Annotated in this window: 20 protein-coding genes; 9 read left to right on the top strand and 11 right to left on the bottom strand. The window is 37.0% G+C overall.

The genetic code is table 11. The features are described from left to right. Positions 1-144 precede the first annotated feature (144 nt). Positions 145-504, top strand: a complete 360-nt coding sequence (locus ACFSQ0_RS09580; RefSeq protein ID WP_379047490.1) for a YraN family protein — start codon at positions 145-147, stop codon at positions 502-504. Here ACFSQ0_RS09580 and mfd read toward each other — a convergent pair. After that, positions 501-3866, bottom strand: a complete 3366-nt coding sequence (gene mfd / locus ACFSQ0_RS09575) for a transcription-repair coupling factor (protein ID WP_379047488.1) — start codon at positions 3864-3866, stop codon at positions 501-503. The genes ACFSQ0_RS09580 and mfd overlap by 4 nt on opposite strands. Positions 3867-3998: 132 nt before the next feature. On the opposite strand from mfd, the gene ACFSQ0_RS09570 reads away from it, so the two are divergent. Next, positions 3999-5354 carry a dihydrolipoyl dehydrogenase family protein gene (locus tag ACFSQ0_RS09570; RefSeq protein ID WP_379047484.1) on the top strand — a complete coding sequence of 452 codons (1356 nt, stop codon included), beginning with the start codon at positions 3999-4001 and terminating at the stop codon, positions 5352-5354. On the opposite strand, the gene ACFSQ0_RS09565 is transcribed toward ACFSQ0_RS09570, so the two are convergent. From ACFSQ0_RS09565 to porZ, 8 genes are all read right to left on the bottom strand, one after another. Next, on the bottom strand, positions 5351-6148 hold the full coding sequence (locus ACFSQ0_RS09565) for a tryptophan-rich sensory protein (protein WP_379047481.1): 798 nt from the start codon (positions 6146-6148) through the stop codon (positions 5351-5353). The two genes, ACFSQ0_RS09570 and ACFSQ0_RS09565, sit on opposite strands and share 4 nt — an antisense overlap. Before the next feature lie 65 nt (positions 6149-6213). Beyond that, positions 6214-6840, bottom strand: coding sequence for a ligase-associated DNA damage response endonuclease PdeM (pdeM, locus tag ACFSQ0_RS09560; RefSeq protein ID WP_379047478.1), 627 nt, complete (start codon positions 6838-6840; stop codon positions 6214-6216). Between the two features lie 2 nt (positions 6841-6842). Then, the gene (locus tag ACFSQ0_RS09555) at positions 6843-7307 is read right to left on the bottom strand and encodes a protease complex subunit PrcB family protein (RefSeq protein WP_379047475.1); all 465 of its coding nucleotides are present in this window, start codon (positions 7305-7307) and stop codon (positions 6843-6845) included. Between the two features lie 76 nt (positions 7308-7383). Next, on the bottom strand, positions 7384-9861 hold the full coding sequence (locus ACFSQ0_RS09550) for a ligase-associated DNA damage response DEXH box helicase (protein ID WP_379047472.1): 2478 nt from the start codon (positions 9859-9861) through the stop codon (positions 7384-7386). A gap of 18 nt (positions 9862-9879) precedes the next feature. Next, entirely contained in the window at positions 9880-11472 is a 1593-nt protein-coding gene (locus ACFSQ0_RS09545; protein WP_379047469.1) for an ATP-dependent DNA ligase, read from the bottom strand. Then, positions 11469-12497, bottom strand: coding sequence for a ligase-associated DNA damage response exonuclease (locus tag ACFSQ0_RS09540; RefSeq protein ID WP_379047466.1), 1029 nt, complete (start codon positions 12495-12497; stop codon positions 11469-11471). Before ACFSQ0_RS09540 ends, ACFSQ0_RS09545 begins: the two co-directional genes overlap by 4 nt. Before the next feature lie 214 nt (positions 12498-12711). Further along, complete coding sequence (gene recO / locus ACFSQ0_RS09535) at positions 12712-13428, bottom strand: DNA repair protein RecO (RefSeq protein ID WP_379047463.1); 717 nt, start codon at positions 13426-13428, stop codon at positions 12712-12714. Then, complete coding sequence (gene porZ, locus ACFSQ0_RS09530; RefSeq protein ID WP_379047460.1) at positions 13428-15722, bottom strand: type IX secretion system anionic LPS delivery protein PorZ; 2295 nt, start codon at positions 15720-15722, stop codon at positions 13428-13430. The genes recO and porZ overlap by 1 nt, the downstream gene beginning before the upstream one ends. Positions 15723-15966: 244 nt before the next feature. Between porZ and ACFSQ0_RS09525 the strand changes: the two genes are divergently transcribed. Then, positions 15967-16761 carry a THC0290_0291 family protein gene (locus ACFSQ0_RS09525; RefSeq protein ID WP_379047457.1) on the top strand — a complete coding sequence of 265 codons (795 nt, stop codon included), beginning with the start codon at positions 15967-15969 and terminating at the stop codon, positions 16759-16761. Between the two features lie 23 nt (positions 16762-16784). Here ACFSQ0_RS09525 and ACFSQ0_RS09520 read toward each other — a convergent pair whose 3' ends face one another. Next, positions 16785-17939, bottom strand: a complete 1155-nt coding sequence (locus ACFSQ0_RS09520) for a trans-sulfuration enzyme family protein (RefSeq protein WP_379047454.1) — start codon at positions 17937-17939, stop codon at positions 16785-16787. Positions 17940-18099: 160 nt separating this feature from the next. Between ACFSQ0_RS09520 and ACFSQ0_RS09515 the strand changes: the two genes are divergently transcribed. Continuing rightward, positions 18100-18447 carry an arsenate reductase family protein gene (locus ACFSQ0_RS09515; protein ID WP_379047451.1) on the top strand — a complete coding sequence of 116 codons (348 nt, stop codon included), beginning with the start codon at positions 18100-18102 and terminating at the stop codon, positions 18445-18447. A 44-nt stretch (positions 18448-18491) separates the two neighbouring features. On the opposite strand, the gene ACFSQ0_RS09510 is transcribed toward ACFSQ0_RS09515, so the two are convergent. After that, positions 18492-18980, bottom strand: coding sequence for an acyl-CoA thioesterase (locus ACFSQ0_RS09510; protein ID WP_379047448.1), 489 nt, complete (start codon positions 18978-18980; stop codon positions 18492-18494). Between the two features lie 135 nt (positions 18981-19115). Between ACFSQ0_RS09510 and ACFSQ0_RS09505 the strand changes: the two genes are divergently transcribed. The 5 genes from ACFSQ0_RS09505 (at position 19116) to ACFSQ0_RS09485 (ending at position 23278) form a co-directional block, all read left to right on the top strand. Continuing rightward, the gene (locus tag ACFSQ0_RS09505; RefSeq protein WP_379047445.1) at positions 19116-19991 is read left to right on the top strand and encodes a YicC/YloC family endoribonuclease; all 876 of its coding nucleotides are present in this window, start codon (positions 19116-19118) and stop codon (positions 19989-19991) included. After that, positions 19991-20566, top strand: a complete 576-nt coding sequence (gene gmk, locus ACFSQ0_RS09500) for a guanylate kinase (protein ID WP_379047442.1) — start codon at positions 19991-19993, stop codon at positions 20564-20566. Before ACFSQ0_RS09505 ends, gmk begins: the two co-directional genes overlap by 1 nt. Before the next feature lie 2 nt (positions 20567-20568). Continuing rightward, on the top strand, positions 20569-21153 hold the full coding sequence (gene nadD, locus ACFSQ0_RS09495; RefSeq protein WP_379047440.1) for a nicotinate (nicotinamide) nucleotide adenylyltransferase: 585 nt from the start codon (positions 20569-20571) through the stop codon (positions 21151-21153). A gap of 206 nt (positions 21154-21359) precedes the next feature. Further along, on the top strand, positions 21360-22361 hold the full coding sequence (locus tag ACFSQ0_RS09490; RefSeq protein WP_379047437.1) for an NAD(P)H-dependent glycerol-3-phosphate dehydrogenase: 1002 nt from the start codon (positions 21360-21362) through the stop codon (positions 22359-22361). 29 nt (positions 22362-22390) lie between these two features. Then, on the top strand, positions 22391-23278 hold the full coding sequence (locus tag ACFSQ0_RS09485) for an EamA family transporter (protein WP_379047434.1): 888 nt from the start codon (positions 22391-22393) through the stop codon (positions 23276-23278).

Here is a 23278-nt window from a genome sequence, read left to right as displayed (position 1 = left end):
ACACTATTAATGTTTAAAAAGGATTTCAAAGATAATCATTTTAGCAGCGGAAAAACCATGCTAGATTATGTTAAAATGTGTATCTTGTTAGTTCAATAATCGACTACTAATTAGTGGTTTACAAATCCGTAAAGAAAAATTACTATGGCTACACATAATGATTTAGGTAAAAAAGGGGAAGCACTTGCCTTAGAGCACTTGCTTAATGATGGCTATACCATTTTAGAAAAAAATTACCGCTACTTAAAAGCAGAGGTAGATATTATTGCACAAAAAGAGCAGTGCCTATGTGTTATTGAGGTAAAAACACGTAGCACACCTGATTTTGGAAATCCACAGGATTTTGTAAAACCCAAGCAAATTCAGCTTTTAGTTACCGCTGTAGATCATTTTATAACTACCAATCAATTAGATTTAGAAGTACGCTTTGACATTATTGCGATTATTATGAATAAACAAGGTACACGTTTAGAGCATTTAAAAGATGCTTTTTATATTTTTTAGCTCCCAAGGGGTTTTAATACTTCGTAAGCTGCTTTAACCGATTTAATTTTATCAAAACTCAAAAGTAAACGCAAGCCGTTACGGGTTTGTTTTTCTTTCATCTTACACAAATGAGCATGGGTTTGCACGTACTGCAATACCTTTGAGAAGGTTTTCGTCTGGTAGAATGAAGATTGTTGATCGGCAATAAAATAACCCACCATTTTTTCTTTCTTAAGAATTATTTTTTCGAGTCCTATTTTAGAAGCAATCCATTTTATACGCACACTATCTAATAAATCTTGAGCTTCCTCGGGTAAAGGACCAAAACGATCTGTAAGTTCCTTTTCAAAATTTAGAAGTTGTTCTTCGGTAGTTAGCTCATTTAATTTGGTATATAAATTTAAACGTTCTGTAATGTTATTGATATAGTCATCGGGGAATAAGATTTCAAAATCGGTATCTATTTGGGTGTCTTTTACAAATATTTTATCCTCGGTTTGGTTTTCGTGCGCATACAAGTCTTTAAACTCGTTTTCTTTTAATTCTTCAATGGCCTCATTCAAAATCTTTTGATAGGTATCAAAACCTATTTCATTAATGAAACCACTTTGTTCGCCACCCAACAAATCACCTGCCCCGCGTATTTCTAAATCTTTCATGGCAATATTAAAGCCGCTACCCAGTTCAGAAAACTGTTCGAGTGCACTAATACGTTTTCGTGCATCATCGGTCATAGCCGAATAGGGCGGAGTAATAAAATAACAAAAGGCTTTTTTATTACTACGTCCCACCCGACCACGCATTTGGTGTAAATCTGATAGACCAAAATTATTGGCATTGTTTATAAAAATAGTATTGGCATTACTTACATCTAATCCGCTTTCTATAATGGTAGTAGAAACGAGCACATCAAACTCTCCATTCATAAAACTTAGCATAAGCTTTTCTAGCTTTTTACCCTCCATTTGGCCGTGGCCCACCCCTATTTTAGCATCGGGAACTAGGCGTTGCAACATACCGGCTACTTCTTTGATATTTTCTATTCTATTGTGAATAAAAAACACTTGTCCGCCACGCTGTATTTCATAGGCTACCGCATCCCTAATTACCTCTTCAGAGAAACGAATCACATGGCTTTCTATGGGGTATCTATTGGGAGGTGGCGTGGTAATAGTGCTCAAATCTCGAGCGGCCATCAAACTAAATTGAAGCGTACGCGGTATAGGCGTAGCGGTTAGTGTAAGGGTGTCTACGTTTTCTTTAATGGTTTTAAGTTTATCTTTTACTGCTACTCCAAACTTCTGTTCTTCATCAACGATTAACAAACCAAGATCTTTAAACTTAACATTTTTATTCACCAATTGATGCGTACCAATAACAATGTCTATTTTCCCGTTTTCTAAGTCTTCTAAAACTTGCTTTTTTTCTTTAGCAGTTCTAAACCTATTCAAGTAATCTACACTAACGGGGAAATCTTTGAGTCTTTCGCTAAAAGTTTGGTGGTGTTGAAAGGCCAAAATTGTGGTGGGTACTAAAACAGCTACTTGCTTACCGTTATCTACTGCTTTAAATGCCGCCCGAATAGCTACCTCTGTTTTACCAAAGCCTACATCACCACATACCAAACGGTCCATTGGTTGCTCACTCTCCATATCTTCTTTAACAGCTTGTGTTGCGGTACTTTGATCTGGCGTGTCTTCATAAATAAAAGAAGCCTCTAACTCATGCTGTAAGTAAGAGTCTGGCGCATAGGCATGCCCTTTTTCAAGACGGCGTTTAGCGTATAATTCGATTAAATTATAAGCAATATGCTTTACGCGAGCCTTGGTTTTTTTCTTTAGGTTTTTCCATGCCTTACTTCCTAGTTTGTAGATTTTAGGAGTTTTGCCATCTTTACCGTTATACTTAGAAATTTTATGCAGCGAATGAATACTTACGTACAAAATATCGCGTTCGCCGTAAATCAATTTAATGGCCTCTTGTTTTTTACCTTCAACATCTATTTTTTGTAAGCCTCCAAACTTTCCAATTCCGTGATCGATGTGAGTAACATAGTCTCCCACTTCAAGATTGGTGAGTTCTTTAAGGGTTATGGCTTGTTTTTTAGCATATCCATTTTTTAAATGGAATTTATGATAACGTTCAAATATCTGATGGTCTGTATAGCAAACTTGTTTTGTATCTTGATTGATAAACCCCTGAAATAACGGCAAAACAACGGTTTGGTAATGCACCTGTTGATCTTGGTTGATATCATCTGACTCAAATATATCGTGAAAACGTTTGGCCTGCTGCTCACTGCCGCAAAAAATATAATTTGTAAAACCCGCTTCATGATTCTTATTGAGATTCTCTACCAATAAATCGAAATTTTTATTAAATGCTGGTTGCGGACTTGTATTAAATTGAATAAGCTGTTGCGGATTTAAAAAAGCTTGTGTTCCCACTTCTACAACAGAAAATCCTAAGAGTTGTTTTTTAAAGGTCTTCGCATCGCAAAACAATTCTTGGGGAGCTTGGTGTTTTATTTCTTCAGAAAGATTCTTAAAAGCCTCTTCTGCCTTACCAAAAAGCTTGTCTAATTGGGCAGACAGTAAGTCTATATTTTTAACAAAAACAAGGGTCTTTTGCGCAATATAATCTAGAAAGCTAGCCCGTACTTCTTGTAGTTTTTTATTCTCTACATTGGGCATTATGGCTATTTTCTTTACTCGATCTGTAGATAATTGAGTTTCTACGTCAAAGCTTCGGATGCTATCTACTTCATCGCCAAAAAACTCAATACGATAAGGTTCATCGTTGCTAAAAGAAAACACATCAATTATACCTCCTCGTACCGAGAAATCTCCAGGCTCGGTAACAAAATCTACTCGTTTAAATTTATACTCAAAAAGCACCTCATTTACAAAATCTATTGAAAGTTGATCTCCCAAACTAATTTTTAAAGTGCTGCGGTCTAATTCTTTACGTGTAACTACTTTTTCAAAAAGCGCATCTGGATAGGTAACTATGACTGCCGGTTTTTTACGAGAGTTGATTCTGTTAAGCACTTCTGCTCGCAACAGCACATTAGCGTTATCGGTTTCTTCTAATTGGTAAGGTCTGCGATAACTACCAGGATAAAATAAAACATTTTTATCACCTATGAGCTGCTCTAAATCGTTCAAGTAATAAGCCGCTTCTTCTTTATCATTAAATATCAGTAAAAATGGCCTATCAAATTGCTTAAATGTTTTCGCAATAACAAAAGATAAGGCTGATCCCACCAATCCTTTCGCATGTATTTTAGCAAATAATTCCTCTGGCTGTTCTAAAGCATTTTGCAGATCGCTCATCTGCGAAAGCCCATTGAATTTTTGGGTAATTACAGGTACACTCATGCCCACAAAGATAAATGCTTGGGCCAAAGTAGGCAATAGCTGATTTTTATTTAACGTGCTTTTAAACTAAAACAATTTATCATTTTTCTAACAGCTCACTATACTAAAACCTTGTATCTTTTGTCAAAAAAGATGGGTATAAAAGAGTATGACGTATTTGTCATAGGTACAGGCACAGCAGGAAAAATGGCTGCAAAGGCTTGTGCTCAAGCAGGAAAAAACGTTGCTATAGCTGACAACAAAGCCTTTGGAGGTACTTGTGCCCTTCGAGGTTGTGACCCTAAAAAGGTTTTGATGGGATTAAGTGAAATACTGGATCGTAGCAAACAAATGCAAGGAAAAGGAGTTAAAAGTTTACCTGCCATTAACTGGGAAGATCTGCAGTCTTTTAAAGAGACTTTTGTCGATGCTGTACCTATGGCGACAGAAAAAGACCTTCGTGCGCTTGGGATTAGCATGTATCATCAATCTCCCTATTTTTTAGACGAAAAAAGCCTATCGGTAGAAGGGAAAACGGTAAAAGCCAAAAAAGTTGTAATTGCCACAGGAAACAAGCCTATTCAACTTGAATTTACGGGATGGGATTTAACTTTAAATAGTGATGAATTCTTAAATTTAGATAAACTACCCGAAAGTATGCTATTTGTAGGGGCTGGTTATATTGGGGTGGAGTTTGCCCATTTAGCTGCTAGCCTGGGTGTAAAGGTGACTTTAATAGAGGGAGCTGAAAGGCCTTTAAGTCGTTTTGACAAAGATCTAGTCGCCTCTCTTGTCAAAGCTATGGAAGCCAATGGAGTACGTTTCATTTTTAATGCTGATGTGTATAAAATTGAAAAATTACGAAAATATTTCCGTGTAAGCGCAAAGCAAAACGATATAGAAATAGAGGAGAAAACTGAAATGGTGATCAATACAGCAGGAAGAATTCCTTCTATTGACGAACTAAATTTAGATCAAGGAAACGTGGCATACTCTAAAAAGGGTGTCGCAGTAAATACCCACCTGCAAAATACAGGGAATAAAAATGTTTATGCTTGCGGCGATGTGGCGGATTCTAGTGGTCTGCCGCTTACTCCACTTTCTTCTTTTGAAGCTGAGCTGGTGATTGATCAACTCTTGAAAAATAAAAAATCTAGCGAAATAGATTACCCAAATCAGCCCTCTGTGGTTTTTACCCATCCGCAAATTGCTATGGTCGGTCTTACAGAGGAGGAGGCCAAGGAGAAAAACCTATCTTTTAGCGTTAAATGCAAAACGCAATTGGATTGGTACAATGCCAAACGTGAAAACCATGGCTTTTATGGCTTTAAAACACTGGTAGATAAAAAAACAAATCAAATTTTGGGAGCGCATATTATTGGTCCGCAGGCCGCCGAAATGATTAATCTTTTTACTTTAGCTATGAATCTCAAGTTAGACACCCAAGCCTTAAAAAAAATGGTATTTAGTTATCCCAGTTGGGGGAATGACATCAAAAGTATGATTTAGCTATTCAGAATACGGTATAAGGGATTATTTTTTCTATTTTTAAAACCATGATATGCCGCATATAAAGCAATTACAATTGCTCCTATGAGAGCGGTATAAGCAATACTATCTTGATTATCGATTTGTTTGAAATAAATCGCCACCAGCGCCCAAATTCCCACTGCTGCAAATTCTCGCATGTTTCTATAAAAAATCATTGCTAAATTGATAATAGTTGCTACTATTATCATAATTAAAGTATACTGCACCTCATTAAATATAGCAGGTTGCCAATCTATCTTCACTAGAAAAGCAGCGGTATTGGCAATAGAAGCAACGCTTAGCCAACCGGCATACAAGCATATTGGCCACCAATTAAAAGCAATAATAGACCGGGGCGCATCCCAAACCTCCATACGTGTAACAACCACTATGCGCAAAAGTGCAACTAAAGCGATAAACATTAAAACTACAGAAATAGCTGTATATTCATACAACCACGCAACCACCCATGCCGAAGTCGCTAAATTAGCTAGAATCAACTTACTTCCCGTTTGTAATAAAAAATCTTCTTTTTTACCTTGTTTAAAAACGCGTATCAAATGAAAAACGCTAAAAGCCAACAGACTTAAATAGATGAGACCCCAAATGGCAAAAGCGTAACCCGCTGGTGTAAATAAGTTAGCATATTCAGGTTGTTTACTAAGGCTGCCAATCGTGTTTCCATTTAAGTTAAATGCTTGGGTAAAATAGCTTGTTGCAATAGCAATTAATACCGAAATAAAGTTAAAAACAGCCAGTAATTTAGTTTTCATAGGTATGATTTTATATTAAAGATAAAAACAATGCGCTAATAAGCGCGATAGCAAAGCGTTAAAATCTACTGCACTCTAATCACCTCTTGTTGCGCGCATACATAAACCGATTCATTTGCCTTGGGTTCTACCAAATACAAACCGGTAAAAGTTCCAAAAGCAGGTAAAATCAATTGGTTCTTTGCTTGATAAAAACAAGGTAGTTTTAGTTTCTGCTTACCCAATCCGCGTAAAGCGTAACCAGGGTGAAGATGACCGCATAATGTAAAATAACCAGGTTTATGCTCAGGCTTGTGTGTAAGATAAAAATCACCGATTATTAAGTGGGGCAGTACCTCTAAATTGGCTTTTTTAAAAAAGGATGGGTGCACAACATCGTGATTTCCCTTAATTAAAAGAATGCTACAATTTTGTTGTTGGACCCAGCACTCAAACAATTCAAACTCTTGATTATAATCACTATGAAATAAATCTCCCAAAAAAATAAGCTTTCGCGGATTGTACTTTTTAATTGCCTCATCTAACTTTTGAAAATTGGCTATTATAGCTGCAGACGGCACGGCACTACCGAATTTTCTAAAGTGTGCAATTTTACCAAAGTGCACATCGGCTACAAGTAAAATCTCCTTATTTTCCCAAAATAAAACACCCGAAGCATCGGGTGTAAAGTGTTGGTTTTTTATTGTAATCAAGCTTAATTTTGTTTTACAAACCGAACGGGCTTGTCTCTTTTTGGAAGTTTAGCTACATAGTATGGCTGAGTCATTACAGTACTCGCCACACCATCTGGACGATGCATGGTATAATTTATAATTATTTCTTCATCCTTTTCTTCAACGCCTAAAACATCTATAGCATAGCCTCCAGTAGTTTTTATATCGCTAATAATTGCCAGAACCATCTCATTTTCAAAGTTTACCGGAAGACCTTTAAATGAACTCGTTGTGGCATTTATGGCATCCATCTTACGTTTAACTTGTTCCCACTCGGCACTTTGCCGAATAACTGTAGTGTTAGGTTCTAAATTTTCTTCGCCATTACCATATAAGTTTCCTGTTCCCACTAAGGCTAATGAATCTTGAGTAATGTGTGTGCGCTGCATGGTGTTACAACTGATTAAAGAAAATGCCAAAATAATGATACCTAAAGCTGCTTTCATGTTATTTTTTGATGCAATATAAGGACTTTGAAACTGAATCTAAATTTATTAACAGAATTTTGAATAAGCTGAATACTTAAGAAAAAGCTTTTATCATTCTTTTGATACGATCTTCTAATTTCTCTGAAGATAGTTTCTCACGAAGCCTATCGGTAATGATAGGAAATGAAAATGGAGTTGGTTTTTTACATTTTTTCCAAACTATTTGTTGTTGCTCTATTCTGTCTAAGGCTATTCGTAATCTTTCTTCTTGTAATTGATGTTCAAAGGTTTCTGTAAAGGCTTGTAAAAACAATAGATTCTCTGGTTCGTAATCTCTAAAAACATCAAATAATAGTTGCGCACTTGACTGCAAATGTTTGGTTTTGATTAACTGGCTGGGGTAGCCGGTAAAAACTAAACCAGCTATAACAGCAATATCTCTAAATTTTCTACGAGCCATCTCGGTAGCATTTAGACTTTTGTACAAGTCATCCATTAAAAATTCGCTTGTAAACAACTCATTATCTAAGATTTGCTGTACGTCTATTTCTTGATCAGATAATAGTTCAAAACCATAATCATTAAAAGCTATACTTAATGATATCGGCGTAAGCAAACTCAACCTATAAGCGATTAAGCTTGCCAGTGCCTCGTGTACAAAGCGCCCTTCAAAGGGATAAAAAACCGCATGGTAGCCTTCCCGGGTTTTAAAAGTTTCTATTAAAAATTGATTGGGTCTTGGTATAATCGATTCTTGTATTTGCCTTTTAAATATTGGTTTTAAGGCTTTTAACTCAGGTGTTAATTTCTGATTTGGCCCATCACTATCTGGAAACGCTGAACTTGCCGCATACATTTCCTCCCTTAACAACTCACTCATTTGCGAGGAGAAACTCATTCTGCCTCCTGCCCAACTGGGTACTTTTGCTGTCTTCTTTTTAGATTTTCTTACGTGTACCTGCATACCTTTTATTCGCACAAATTCAAGATTTCTACCTGCAAAAGTAAATACATCGCCAGGTGTAAGTTTAGAAACAAAAAACTCTTCAATACTGCCAATAAATCCACCTTTTACATACTTCACCGCCAACACCGCATCGCTTACAATTGTACCAATTTGCAATCGATGACGCATAGCTACGCCACGATCATTTACTTTAAACAAGCCGTCTTTTAGAATTTCAACTTTACGGTATTCGTCATAGGTTTTTAGGCTTTCGCCACCGTAGGTTATAAAGTTTAAGCACCATTGCCATTCTTTTTCACCAATGCTTTGATAACAGAAGGTTTGTTTTATCTCGTTAAAAATTTTCACAGGATAAAAACCGTCTGAAACCGCCAAGGTAATAAGGTATTGAATTAAAACATCATAGCTTAAAAAATAAGGAATGCGATTTTCTACCGCCTGATTCTTCACTGCCTTTTTTAGGGCTGAAGCTTCTATTAGCTCTATCCCGTGCGTAGGTAGAAAATGAATAACACTAGATTCACGCGGCTGATGACCACTTCTACCTGCGCGTTGTAAGAATCTTGCGACCCCTTTTGGTCCTCCAATTTGTACGATTGTCTCTACAGGTGCAAAGTCTACCCCTAAGTCTAAACTCGAGGTGCAAACTACCGCTTTAAGTGTTTCTTCCCGAATGGCTTGCTCTACCCACAAACGGGTTGCTTTACTTATGCTACCGTGGTGCATCGCTAATTCTCCCGCAAACTCAGGGTATCGTTCCAATAGTTGCTGAAACCACAATTCGCATTGCGAGCGGGTATTGGTAAAAATTAAAGTGGTTTTTGAATGACGAATTATGCCCACGACCCCATCGAGCAATTGTAAGCCTAAATGTCCCCGCCATGGAAATTTTTCCATGCTTTTGGGAATAATAGACTGAACCTTAATCTTCTTTTTAAGTCTGGCCTTAATAAGTACCGAATTCTTTAAATGATTTGATTGAGGCCCTAATAAAACCTCACGCGCTTGTTCTAAATTACCAATGGTGGCAGATATACCCCAAATTTTTAAAGAAGAGCTTATTGCTTTCAATCGGCTTGAAGCCAGCTCCATTTGCACGCCCCGTTTACTTCCTAGTAATTCGTGCCATTCGTCTACCACCACAGCATTAAGACTTGAAAAGATTTGATGGTATTTTTTTGAGGCCAAAAGCAGTTGTAAACTCTCGGGCGTAGTAATGAGCAAATCTGGCATCTTTCTCTTTTGTGCTGCTCTTACTTTTTGAGAAGTGTCACCGGTGCGAATACCCACCGTAATTTCTGGAAAGACTTCTTGACTAAATCGCAAAGTGGCTTGTTCTATCTCGCTCGAAAGCGCCCTTAACGGGGTTATCCATAGCGCTTTTACCCCTTTTTTTAGTTTTCCTTCTTTAGCTTTAATCCTCAGTAATTCGAGTACAATAGGCACCCATAAAGCATAAGTCTTGCCGCTTCCGGTAGGCGCATTTAAGAGTCCGTTTTTGCCTTGTTCATAAGCCTTCCAAGTATCTTTTTGAAATTTAAACGGTTTCCAGTTTTGCTTTACAAACCAATCTTGGGCTATAGCTAAAGATTCCTTTTTATTCATTAAGCTTACCTTTCCAGATTAGATTATTAAATTTTTGAGATCCTCTAGGGTGTTGGCCTCTTCTATTTTTTTGTCTTGTCTCCAACGTAAAATGCGCGGAAATCTTGTTGCCACACCGCTTTTATGCCGATTTGATTGAGCGATACCTTCAAAAGCAATTTCGAAAACGTGAAATGGCTTTACACTTCGTACGGGTCCAAAACGCTCTAGCGTATTTTTTTTGATCCAAGAGTCAACCTTTCTAAATTCAGCATCGGTAAGACCTGAATAGGCTTTTGCAAAGGTTACAAGTTCTTTTTTTTCTTTATCCCATAATCCAAAAGTATAATCGGTAAATAAGTTACTTCTTCTTCCGTGGCCTCGCATAGCGTAGGTTAAAACTGCATCTATGGTAAATGGGTCGACCTTCCATTTCCACCAATCGCCTTTCTTTCGACCAACTAAGTAGGGAGAATCCCATCGTTTAAGCATCAATCCCTCAGATTTCACTGCTCTACTGCGTTCTCGTTCTTTTGCTGCTTCTTGCCAACTCCCAAACTGCATATTGTTCGAAAGTTGCAAAGGAATATTTGTGAGGTCCGTTTGATCTATTAAACGTTCAAGCAGTTCACGCCTCTTTTGATATGACTGCTCTCTTATATCTATACCTTCCCACTCTAACAAATCGTAGGCTTTAAGAATAACAGGTGTTTTCTCTAGCAATTTTTTGCTTAGTGTTTTACGTCCAATACGGGTTTGTAAATCCTTAAAACTAGCGATTATATTATTATTAAATGCTAGTATTTCGCCATCGATGACCGTACCGTCTGGAATTACAGATGTAAATACCTCAAACTCGGGAAATTTTTCGCTTACTAGCTCTTCTCCTCTACTCCAAACAAACAACTCCCCTTCTCTAACAATAATTTGAGCACGAATGCCATCCCATTTATGTTCGGCGGCCCAATGCTTAATATCACCTAAGTCTTGGGGTTCATTTTCTATGGCATAGGCTAAATAAAATGGATAAGGTTTAGAGAGGTAATCTGATTTGTTCTCTTCTAAAATTAATCGTCTAAAGCTGGTTGTACTAGGGTCCCAATTTCCCATTAATTTGTAAGCCAAGATGTCTTCATCAATATCAGTAGCCTTTGCCAATGCGCGGGTCATTAATTTTTGACTTACTCCTATACGAAAACTACCTGTAAACAGTTTTGTAAAAACAAAGCGTTCGTAGTAATCTAAGCTTAACCAATTTTCTTTTAAATAGGCTTCTTTTTCTTGTTCGCTTTGCTTTTTAAGAGCAATCATTTCAGTTAAAAATTGATGTAAGCCTTTTTCTGATTTTTCCTGTGCTGCAGGTATTACCAGTGCAATAGTTTCGGCAAGATCGCCAACAATGTGATACGATTCTTCAAATAGCCAGAGCGGTATTTGGGCAAGTTCTGCCGCCCATTGCCGCATTAGTTTGGTATTCACAGGTCGAGTAGGTCTGCGGTGAGATAAGATGGCAATTGTCCATACCTTATCTTTATCTTCGGCCTCTTTAAAGTAATTGGCTAAAGCTTTGACCTTTACTGTTGTTTTATTGGTACTATCTAAAGTTTTTATGAGTTGAGCAAATGCTTTCATAGTCTTTCTAGTTTGCTCGCGCCCGATTTTAATTCTTCTGCCGTTTCTTCTTCAAATTGGGTTTGTTCTGTGCGGGCATCAAAACCTTGCTCGTTTAAGAACCTTGAGAAAATATCGGTATACCCATGTGTACATATTATTTTTTCTGCTCCGGTAGCTTTTATGGCACTTAACAAGCTTGACCAATCGCAGTGGTCTGAAAGTACAAAGCCTTTATCTATTGCTCGTCTTCTTCTAGCGCCTCTAAAGGTCATCCAACCGCTTGCCGACGCCGTCACATACGGCACCATTTTCCTAATCCATGGTGAACCGTGAGCACTAGGTGGCGCCAGCACTAAATTACCTTTTATTTCTTCTTTTTTGGTATCTTTTGTTATGCGCTTGGTTTGTGGTAAGCTTGCAATGTCGCGTACCACTTCATTCATATTTTCAATCGCGGCGTGGGTATAAATTTCTCCAATGCTTGCATCTATATTTTTGAGTAATCGCTGCGCCTTACCCAATGAGTAAGCAAACAATACCGAGGTATTACCCTCTTCTTTGTTTTCTTGCCACCACTGATTAATTTCTTGAAAAACTTCTTTTTGTGGTTGCCATTTAAACGCGGGTAAGCCAAAAGTGCACTCGGTAATAAAACTATGGCACTTAACTGGTTCATAAGGAGTTGCGATACCATCATCTTCTAGTTTATAGTCGCCTGTAAATACCCACACCTCACCTTTATACTCTACCCGAACTTGCGAAGAACCAATTATATGGCCTGCGGGGTGCAAAGAAAATTTTACTCCGTTTACCATAAACGTTTCTCCCCAATTTACTCCTGCCACTTGTATATCTCCCAAACGGTGTTTGATGATAGGTACATTGGTATGATGGGTAATGTACTGCAGATGCCCCCAACGCGAATGGTCTGCGTGACCGTGAGTAATGATAGCCTTTTTTACTGGTTTCCAAGGATCTAAATACACATCGGCTTGTTGGCAGTAGATCCCTTTGGCGTTAAAATGAAGTAAAGGCTTTTTCATAAGCTTGAAGATACTTAAAATAACGTGCCGGTATTTTTCTTTATAGAAATCTTAGCGGAATTTTAAGAGATTTAAAAGATTCTCCTAAATAATCTATGGCTAATTGAACTTGGCGTGAGGGATTGAATGGCATGTTTGAGCTCTTGCCTAAACTTAGTTTAGGCAAAGCGAGTAATGAAAGCCCGACCCGTTTTGGTAAACGGGGCACGCCCGTCTAAAACAATTGATTGAGCACCTCTAGAGATTTTGGTTTTCTAAAGCTTGACAAATGCAATTGGTAATATAAAAGCATCATTTGTATAAATTCTTGCCTACGGTTTTGATTGAGGTTGAGCTGCTGGGTTGTTTCCTTATTTTCTTGTAGCAGTTGTTGCAGCAACTTTGTATTTTCATTTTGCAGGCAATAATTGTTGGTCTCTGTAGCTTGAAATTGCCCCTCTTCTAGATTAAAATAGGCTTGTTGATCATCGCCTTTATGAGGTAAAAAGCCTAAGTATTTGGTAAAATCGACCATAAATTTGAGATGAAAATTGGCAAATTGTTCGCTTTGGTCTAAGGCTATGAACTGTTCTTCTAAAAAGCGATAAAGCGATGGGTTTTGCTCTTCTTCTTGGATACAAATACCAATTAACTCGGCTAGGAATAAGGCTATAGAAGATTTAAATATATTGGTAGGAATACTTTTGTATGGGAAATCTATTTTAGCTTCTCTAAAGTAAGAGAGTTTTCTGCCTTCTTTGTACTGTATAACGGCATCGATAATGTGGAGAGGTTGAAATAGACTGCTTTTTAATTTTCCTTTCTTACTTTTTAGCACGCCCTTTAGCAAAAAAGAAAGACTTCCTTTTCCTTCTGTGAAACAACGCACAATAAGATCGGCTTCACCAAAGCGTAGGCTATGTAAAACAATAAGTTTTGTTTTGATAAGCATTAGCGAATAATCATAATTTTGGCCAATTTGGTTTCTAGTTGGTCTGCCGAGGTGAGCATTACAATATAAACTCCACTGGCTACCTCGTGCTTGCCAAAGGCACGCGTATCCCATTGCACACTTCCGCCTTGAGCGGTAGTCTCAAAAACCAAATTGCCACTTATATCGGTTATTTTTACGTTTGCCCCAGCCATTAATCCGTCTATGGTAACAGGGCCTTTATAATGAGGCCTTACAGGATTGGGATAAGCCCGTACTTGCTCAAAATTTTCTTGACTTTTTGTGGCTGTTCCTCTAAAAGCGACGAGCCCGCTGCGGGTGCCTATATAAACCTTAGCTGTTTCTGGATCTATAGCGATGCTGGTTACCGAATTTGAAGGTAGTGGCGAATTGTCTGTGGTAAAATGATAAATGGTTTCCTGCCCGTTTGCCGAAACATAAAATACGCCGGCCTCGGTGGCGATCCATTTATTATTGTTACCGTCTACCGCGATGTCTTGTATACTGTTTTCTGCTAAGAGCTCTTGAGCCACACCATCTTCATCTAATATAATAATTTGACTGGTGCTCGTGTCTGGATTGGTAAACATGCTTGAAGGATTAAAAAGAACCCGAAGACCCAAGGTAGTCCCTATCCAGAGTTGGTTATTGTTGTCTAAAGCTAAAGTTTTAACCGAGTTTCCTTCGGGTAAATTCCCTGCACTTTCTTGCCCGGTTACTTTAGCAAATTGCCCTGAAGCCGGATTAAAACCAATAAGCCCATTGGCATAGCTACCAAAATAAATGAGGTTAGATTGATCTATAACTAAATCGCTCAAACCTAGTTCACCAGAGAAGTAATTTGGAATAATTTCGGATATATCAAAAAAATCAAGCCTACCCGAACTTGGTGTTAGTTTAAAAAGTCCGTTTTTCACCAAACTTATCGTACCCCAGAGGTTACCCGATGAGTCAAAATCTAAACCGTTTACCCGTACATCGCCCATCACAGTATTGCCGTTAGGATCTAGGGTTTCGGGTAGATTTGCGGTATTCTCATCATATTTAAAAACAATTTCATTGTTCACCAATTCTAAAAATCCGTCTACGTAGCTGCTTATAAAAACTTGGTTGGTTTGTTTGGGGTTTATGATGGGTCTTACCAATACGCGAGTATCTTGTAAATCATCATAAGCTATGTTAATCCATCGCTCATCTTTTAAATGGCTTATCCCGCGCTGGTTTAGTGGGTAGGGGTCTAAGGCTCCTGTATATTCGCCATAAACCGCCCATAATTCGTTGGCTATGGCATCTAACCCAAACACATCATTTCTTATGGGTCCCAACGGACTTAAATATTTTGGTTCGTCAAAGGCATTTATAAACGAAAGCAGACCTAAATTAAAATCACCAGTATAGAATCGTGCGTTATAATAAATGGCACAAGTGAATTGCGGAGAGAAAATGGAAAAATTATTTAAATTCTGAACTTCATTTAAATTCTGATTATAAACTTTAATAACTTGGCTACCGGTTAATATAATCTGCTCCTCACTAACACGAAAATCAACCACATTAAAATTTACATTTACCTGCTGGGAAACATTGTTATTTTGCACCTTTTGTAGGGCATTATTTGCAGTAAGTGCAAGCAATTGGTTATCAACCAAGGCTACGCCTTTGTATTCTGTACTATTTATGGCATTCCACTCGTTAAAATCTATAAGATTAGGATTGTTTTTATCTGCATAGCGCAATCCGGCCTGGGTAGCCGCGTATAGGTTATCGTTTTGTATTGCCAGTTGATTGACCTGTAAATTTGCACCAGCATTACCGATAAAGTAGGTGTCACCAAATTTAAGTTCATTTAATCTAAAAACGGTTATACCGTAGTTGGTGGCGAGGTATAATTTATCTCCATCTTCTAGCATATCGTTAATTCTACGTTCAGAAGGCGGTATACCAGTTTTATTAGGAATATCAACCAGCTTGAAAACATTTTTAGTTTGTAAATTATAAACATCAATCAATCCGGTTTCATAGCCTATAAACAATAAATTATAAGAGGCACTAAAGTGAATTTTGCTAATGTTTTGACTCGACAACCCTTGAATTGATGATATTTTTTCTACCCTACTTGTCGTTTGGTTGTAGATAAAAACAGTATTCTGAGCTCCAACAAAAAAAGTACTCCCCGATCTGGCTATATCTTGAATTTGATAATAAGAAAAATGATCTTCCCAATCTAGCTCGCTTTGCGCTTTACTTGGGGTAAAGCTAAACAAAATAAGTATAATTGTTAAAAATTTATACACGATAGTATTTTTAAGGTTGTTAACTCTAATTTTCTGATTTCTAGTATAAACAAATTAAAATAATTTTCCTTATACCTTACGCAGGCATTATACCCTACGTTTCGCTCACTATGCCAAATATCTGTTTAGCAATACTGCTACAAATATATTTGTTTATTGCTATCTTCTTAGATGAATTGTATATTTTCGGGGTTTGTATTTGCAAGGTTTTTATATATTTGTTTATCTAACAAGATAATACCTAATGAAATTACACTATATCTTACTTCTTTTTATAGGTTTCTTTTGGGCGCCTCAAACCCTAGAGGCCCAATCTTTTTCTCAAGAAATAGGTATTACCACAGGTCCTGTCTTCTTTAAATCAGATTATGGTTTACGAAAAAACAGAGAGACCAATTTTGGAAATGTAGGATTAGGCGTAGGTCTCGTACACTATATTAATTTTGCTTATAGCGCCGATTGTCAATGTTACCATAGTGTTAGGTATTTTAATAATCACTTTAAAGTAAGAACCGAACTAACATATACAGAAACCAATCTAAATCACTTTGGTAAAGAAGCCGATAAAAATACCCTTGGCGGATTGCAATTGCGATCTATGCACGGTAAAGCAACTACATTAGAAATAGGTCCTAGCTTAGAGTGGTACCCTTTTCTTATTAGAATTTCTGAGCGCGCCAGAGACCGGAAAATTGCGCCTTATCTAAATCTAGGGGTTAACTTAGTGCTATATAATCCCGAAGTAGCAACCGATTTACCTGGTCGTATAGGGGCCATCAACAATACCTTTAATGAATTTTTGGCTCCTTTTGGAGAAGAGTCGTATATAGATCCGAGCTCTGGAACCACTTATGCTTTAAAAGGTGGTGCTGGTGCCCGATACAATATTACCAAAAGAAGTAGTGTATTAATCGACTTACGCTGGACCTACTATGGTAATGATTTTATTGATGGTCTAGACCACGATAACCCGCAAAATAAATACAATGATTGGGCTTTTTGGATAAATGTAGGTTATGTTTTCTACCTTAATATGTAGTGCCAATACTCTAAATCATTCTTTTAACTACCAACATTATCTAAGGTTTGTTTTAAATCGAGTATAAGGTCTTCGTGATCTTCTATGCCTAAACTTAACCGAATTAAAGTATCCACTACACCCATTTTTTCTCGCTCTTCTTTTGGGATTGAAGCATGGGTCATACTTGCAGGATGCCCCACTAAAGATTCTACCCCGCCTAATGATTCCGCCAAGGAGAAAATTTTTAAGTTTTCAAGTACCTGTAGGGCTTTTTCCTTTTGATTACCTACTATGGTAAAAGCAATCATGCCTCCATAATCTGTCATTTGTTTTTCTGCGATATGGTGGTTAGGATGCGACTTGAAACCAGGCCAATATACTTGGTCTACTGCTGGATGCTGTTTTAGAAACAAAGCTATGGCTTTTGCATTCTCGCAATGCCTTTGCATACGCAAATGCAGCGTTTTTATGCCTCTTAATACCAAAAAACAATCCTGCGGACCCGGTATAGCTCCACTGGCTTTTTGAATAAAATATAGTTTTTCGGCTAGATCTGACTCATTTACCACCAGTGCTCCCAAAATCACATCGCTGTGACCTCCTAAATATTTAGTTGCACTGTGCATAACAATATCTGCACCCAAAGCTAAAGGCTGTTGTAAATAGGGGGTAGCGAATGTATTGTCTACCGCCAAAAGTATACTATGCTTTTTAGCTATTTTAGCCACAGCCTGTATATCGATAAGATGTAATAACGGATTTGTAGGTGTTTCTATCCAAATCAATTTTGTGTTTTGATTGATAAACCTTTCCATATTCCGGGCTTCTTGCATAGATATAAATGTGAATTTTATACCTAGATCTGCATAAATCTGGGTAAATAAGCGATGTGTGCCACCGTAAATATCTGTAGAAGTGAGCACCTCATCACCAGGTTTAAGCAACTTCATTACTGCATCAATGGCGGCAACTCCAGAGCCAAACCCCATTCCATATTTACCATTTTCTAAGCTTGCAATAGCTTTTTCTAATGCTGTCCTTGTAGGGTTAGCGCTTCTGGCATAGGCAAAACCCTTATGTTCACCCGGACTTGATTGAACAAAGGTTGAAGTTTGGTAAATGGGAGGCATCACTGCATTATATGCCGGATCAACATTTTTTTGCCCGCCGTGCACAACTTTGGTATTAAATTTCATTGGTATTGATTTAACTTCATCAAAGTTAAGCTGAGCAACATAAAGAACCAAGAAGGATAAGCGATAAAAGAACGATAATTAAATTATAATACATACCAAAATTGAGCAGAGGCTTTCTCGTTGCCAGTCTAATTTGCTATATTAGCGTGAAAAATTTACTATGAAAAAAGTGTTTTATTTATCGAGTTGTAGTACGTGTAAGCGCATTTTAAAAGAATTAGATTTACCCTCAGAATTTGTACTGCAAGACATAAAAAAACAGCCGCTCGATAAAGAAGATTTAGATGTGCTTTATCAAAGCACCAAAAGTTATGAGAAGTTGTTTAATAAACGAGCCCAATTATATAAATCGAGAGAGCTTAAAAACAAGCAACTAACCGAAGCTGATTACGCCGAACTTTTACTCGAACATTACACTTTTTTAAAGCGTCCAGTATTTATAATTAATGATGATATTTTCGTGGGGAATCACAAAAATACAATAGCTCAAGTTAAGGCGACATTATAAAAAAGCGCTCGCTTCAGGCAGCGCTTTTTTATATGTTCATATACTTATATCGCCATGCTTGGATTATTCACGGGTCGCTTACCAAATTTTCGAGTATCTTCTTGTGTTAAGACTTTAAAGTCTTCGGTTTTTTCTAACTGATGAATGCCTTTGATTAAATCATCTGGTAAGGCAGTAATTTTACGCGTTTTTAAGTCTATCCAAGAGCCCAAAATTTCACAATGTGCTGCATGTTCTCCCTTGGCGTTGTAAATATTGTGAGTAAACTCAAAGTACTTGCCATCATCAGACAAGCCTTTTAAAGCCATTGTTACCGTTACGGGTTCATTAGAAAATACTTCTTTAAAGTAGTAAATGTGTTCATAAAAAACCACCGGACCTACATTATAACGCGCCAAATCGTTTTGACCTAAGCCATGCTCTAACATAAAACTCATTCGGGTATGACTCATAAAGTTTAAGTAGGCTGAGTTAGCCAAATGCCTATTCGCATCAATATCACTCCATCTAATTTCAAATTGCTTGGTATACATTCTTTTTTTGTTTCAAAAATAAAGCTTGTTATTATGCAAGCATACTAATTTGTGTTTTTTTTAAGCCTTTTTGAAAGTTGGCTAGTATACGCTATGTTTTTCTTAACTTTGCGCAACTTTATAAAAAAAGCCTAGATGATACAATCTATGACCGGGTTTGGGAAACATGTTGTTAACCTGCCAAACAAGAAAATAAACATCGAGATTAAATCGCTTAATAGTAAAAATCTTGATATCAACGCTCGTATGCCTTCACAGTACCGTGAAAAAGAGTTAAGCTTACGCGGATTAATAGGAAAGACTCTAACCCGCGGAAAGATTGATTTTTCTATGTATGTAGAAAACACAGGAAATGAAACCGCTTCTAGCATTAACCCGGCTGTGGTAAAAAACTATATGAATTCTCTTAAGTCAATCATTAGCACAGGTGAATCGAACCCCCAAGAAGAACTTGCCTATTTGCAAATGGCTATGCGTCTTCCCGATGCTTTAAAAACCGAAAAAGAAGAAATTGACGAGCAAGAATACCAAGCTATAGAGCTGGCTGTAAATCAGGCTTTAGCCGAATTATTACAGTTTAGAAAAGATGAGGGTCTGGCACTAGAAAAAGATTTTAAGCAACGCATTAAAACCCTTCACCAACTACTAGATGAGGTGTTGCGTATAGATCCCGAAAGAGTTCGAGCGGTAAAAGATCGCTTACAAAAAAGCATATCTGAATTAAAAGAGCAAGTTGACGAAAACCGTTTTGAACAAGAACTGATTTATTATATCGAAAAATATGATATAACCGAAGAAAAAATCAGGCTCGAAAATCATCTTGAATATTTCACCAAAACTTTAGATAGCCCCGACTCAAACGGTAAGAAATTAGGTTTTATCACACAAGAAATCGGCCGGGAGATAAACACCATTGGCAGTAAATCTAATTATGCTCCTATGCAAAAATTGGTAGTGCAGATGAAAGATGAATTGGAAAAAATTAAAGAGCAACTTTTAAACGTATTGTAATGGTAGAAGGAAAACTTATAGTTTTTTCTGCACCTTCTGGTTCTGGGAAAACCACAATTGTTCAGCATTTATTAAAGCAAAAAGATTTAAATCTAGATTTTTCAATATCGGCTACCTCTCGCGCTCCCCGACCAAATGAAGTTGATGGCAAAGATTATTATTTTATGTCATTAAAGGAGTTTAAGCATCATATCAAAAACGATGACTTTTTAGAATGGGAAGAGGTTTACCGAGACAATTTTTACGGCACACTTAAAAGCGAGGTAGAACGCATTTGGGCAAAAGGCAAACATGTAGTTTTTGACATTGATGTTGTAGGCGGACTAGATATCAAGCGTATTTACCCAGAAAGAACATTAGCCGTTTTTGTGCAGCCTCCAAGCATCGAAGAACTAAAAATAAGATTAAAAAAGCGTAAAACAGAAACCGAAGAACGCATAAGTATGCGGGTTGCAAAAGCTTCAATAGAGATGGCTACCGCTCCGCAATTTGATTTTATCATCATAAATAACAACCTTGAAGAAGCGCTAGAGGAATCTTATCAATTAGTTAAATCATTTATTCAAAACACATAATTTTGAAAAAGAGAATAGGTTTATTTTTTGGTACGTTTAACCCAATACATTTGGGGCACTTGGCGATTGCAAATCATATTGCCGAGTTTGGGCCTGTAGATGAAGTTTGGATGGTAGTTACCCCACATAATCCGCATAAAAAGAAAAAGACTTTATTGCCTGATTATGATCGATTAGAAATGGTTGAATTGGCTACCGCCAATTACGATAAAATTAAACCCAGTGCTATTGAATTTGGGCTACCCCAACCCAATTATACTATTAACACCTTAGTACATCTAGAAGAGAAACACGAGCACTATGATTTTCATCTTATAATGGGCGAAGATAATTTACAGAGTTTTCCTAAATGGAAAAATAGTGAAGTGATTTTAGAGCGATTTAATATATTGGTTTACCCACGAATATATGATTTAAAAAAGGAGGCAAAGCTAAAAGATCACCCCAAGGTTACTTTTATCAAAGCTCCTATAATGGAAATATCCTCAACATTTATTCGTCAGTGTTTTAAAGAAGAAAAAGAAATGAGGCCGCTATTGGCCCCAGAGGTTTTTAATTATATAGATAAGCTAGGTTTGTATCAATAGCACAACGTATAAAAAAAGTCACTCAAACCTTAAAAAAGGAAGAATGACTTTTCTCAACTAAATAACCAACTAAAATAATCTACTTCAATAACGCAGTCATCTGGCTTAGATTGCACTGCAAGCCTTATAAAAATGTTAAAAGTGCAAGTTGTTGCTTGAGAGATTTAAAAAATATTATTTTGTACTTTAGCTAAAGAATGAAGCAAATGAGTAAAGAAATACAATTTGCCGTTATTGGCGGTGGTAGCTGGGCAACAGCCCTAGTTAAAATGCTATGTGAAAACGTAACCCGTTTAAATTGGTATATGCGAAATGATGATGCAATAGCCCACATTAAAAAAGAACAACACAATCCTAATTATTTAAGTTCTGTAGAGTTTAACACCCAGCAATTAAATTTGACCAGCGATATCAATGAAGCTGTAAAAGATGCCGATTATATCATTTTTGCTATTCCATCGGCATTTTTGAAGTCGAGCTTAGATACACTCGAGGTTTCCTTAACCGACAAAACAATTTTTAGTGCTATAAAAGGCATTGTTCCCGAATCGAGTCTTATTGTCGGCGAACATTTTAATCAATATCACAATATACCTTTTGAGCAAATTGGTGTGATCACAGGGCCTTGTCACGCAGAAGAAGTAGCGTTAGAACGTCTATCTTATCTTACTATTGCTTGCGCGGATGAAGATAGGGCTAAGATTATGGCCAATCACTTGAGTAACCATTATATCACTTGTAAAACTACAGAAGATGTAATTGGAACTGAATATGCCGCAGTACTAAAGAATATTTATGCTATCGCGGCGGGAATAGCACATGGCCTTGGTTACGGAGACAATTTTCAGAGTGTTTTAATGAGTAATGCCATACGTGAAATGAAGCGTTTCATTAAAAAACGATATAAAATGAAACGCAATATTAACGATTCGGCTTATTTAGGCGATTTATTGGTTACTGGTTATTCTGTATTTAGCAGAAATAGAATGTTTGGTAATATGATAGGGAAAGGTTACACCGTTAAAAGCGCTCAAATGGAAATGAGTATGATTGCCGAAGGGTACTACGCTGCAAAAAGCGCTTACCTAATTAACAAACAAAGTGAGAAGAAAGCACGAACGCCAATTATCAATTCGGTTTATGCTATTCTTTACGAAAATAAAAATCCTAAAAAGGTATTTTTGAAATTAGTCGATAAATTAGACTAATTTTCTACAATTTTTAAAATTAATATCCCGTGAATAACAATGTATTAAAGGGAGGCCTATTGGTAGCATTAGGCGCTTCTAGTTATGGTGTGCTTACCACATTTGTCAAAATGGCTTATGAAAAAGGATTTACTACCTACGAGGTTACATTTGCTCAACTACTTCTTGGAGTTTTGGGGTTAACCGTACTTTCTAGTATCTATAAAGGTAAAAAACAGAAAAAAAAAGGAGGAACCTCAAAATTCAAATTATTGCTGGCAGGTACTTCTTTAGGCTTAACCAGTATTTTTTACTATTTAGCCGTGCAATACATCAGCGTTTCTATGGGTATTGTATTATTGATGCAAAGTGTGTGGATTGGTGTTATTCTAGACAGTATTTTAACCAAAACCAAACCCAGCCCACTGAAAATTATTGCGGTTTTGGTCATTTTAACAGGAACTTTATTAGCCACCAACCTAATTTTTCAGGAAATAACTTTTGATTTACGTGGCATTGGCTATGGGCTATTAGCTGCTTGTTCTTATACGGTAACCATCTATACCTCCAATACGGTCTCATTGGGTTTACCAGCATTAGAACGCAGTAAATACATGGTTATCGGCGGGTTGTTGATAGTAAGTTTTATCACCTTGCCTTCTTTTATTGTAAATAAGAATTTTAATGTCGAAGTATTCTATTTTTGGGGACCTATCTTAGCCTTATTTGGTACCATTCTCCCGCCTTTATTCCTGACTACCGGCATGCCTAAACTAAATGTGGGTCTTGGGGTCATAATTACGAGTATTGAATTACCCGTAGCGGTGTTAATGGCGAAGTTTTTATTAGATGAGAGCGTAAATGCATGGCAATGGTTAGGCATTGTATTTATTTTAACCGCCATTGTGTTAATGAACTTAAGAAAACTTAATAAATAG

It is taken from the genome of Mesonia sediminis (assembly GCF_042684705.1).
Taxonomy (GTDB): domain Bacteria; phylum Bacteroidota; class Bacteroidia; order Flavobacteriales; family Flavobacteriaceae; genus Mesonia; species Mesonia sediminis.
Note: the sequence above shows the minus strand (reverse complement) of the source record. Positions and strands in the feature narration are given on the sequence as shown.

Bases quoted from the DNA above. Each gene is read 5' to 3' on its own strand.
- ACFSQ0_RS09510 (WP_379047448.1), bottom strand. From the start codon at position 18,980: ATGTATACCAAGCAATTTGAAATTAGATGGAGTGATATTGATGCGAAT.
- ACFSQ0_RS09515 (WP_379047451.1), top strand. From the start codon at position 18,100: ATGAAAAAAGTGTTTTATTTATCGAGTTGTAGTACGTGTAAGCGCATT.
- ACFSQ0_RS09580 (WP_379047490.1), top strand. From the start codon at position 145: ATGGCTACACATAATGATTTAGGTAAAAAAGGGGAAGCACTTGCCTTA.
- ACFSQ0_RS09545 (WP_379047469.1), bottom strand. From the start codon at position 11,472: ATGAAAGCATTTGCTCAACTCATAAAAACTTTAGATAGTACCAATAAA.
- ACFSQ0_RS09490 (WP_379047437.1), top strand. From the start codon at position 21,360: ATGAGTAAAGAAATACAATTTGCCGTTATTGGCGGTGGTAGCTGGGCA.
- ACFSQ0_RS09540 (WP_379047466.1), bottom strand. From the start codon at position 12,497: ATGAAAAAGCCTTTACTTCATTTTAACGCCAAAGGGATCTACTGCCAA.
- recO (WP_379047463.1), bottom strand. From the start codon at position 13,428: ATGCTTATCAAAACAAAACTTATTGTTTTACATAGCCTACGCTTTGGT.
- gmk (WP_379047442.1), top strand. From the start codon at position 19,991: ATGGTAGAAGGAAAACTTATAGTTTTTTCTGCACCTTCTGGTTCTGGG.
- ACFSQ0_RS09550 (WP_379047472.1), bottom strand. From the start codon at position 9,861: ATGAATAAAAAGGAATCTTTAGCTATAGCCCAAGATTGGTTTGTAAAG.
- ACFSQ0_RS09505 (WP_379047445.1), top strand. From the start codon at position 19,116: ATGATACAATCTATGACCGGGTTTGGGAAACATGTTGTTAACCTGCCA.
- mfd (WP_379047488.1), bottom strand. From the start codon at position 3,866: ATGAGTGTACCTGTAATTACCCAAAAATTCAATGGGCTTTCGCAGATG.
- ACFSQ0_RS09520 (WP_379047454.1), bottom strand. From the start codon at position 17,939: ATGAAATTTAATACCAAAGTTGTGCACGGCGGGCAAAAAAATGTTGAT.
- ACFSQ0_RS09565 (WP_379047481.1), bottom strand. From the start codon at position 6,148: ATGAAAACTAAATTACTGGCTGTTTTTAACTTTATTTCGGTATTAATT.
- ACFSQ0_RS09570 (WP_379047484.1), top strand. From the start codon at position 3,999: ATGGGTATAAAAGAGTATGACGTATTTGTCATAGGTACAGGCACAGCA.
- ACFSQ0_RS09555 (WP_379047475.1), bottom strand. From the start codon at position 7,307: ATGAAAGCAGCTTTAGGTATCATTATTTTGGCATTTTCTTTAATCAGT.
- ACFSQ0_RS09525 (WP_379047457.1), top strand. From the start codon at position 15,967: ATGAAATTACACTATATCTTACTTCTTTTTATAGGTTTCTTTTGGGCG.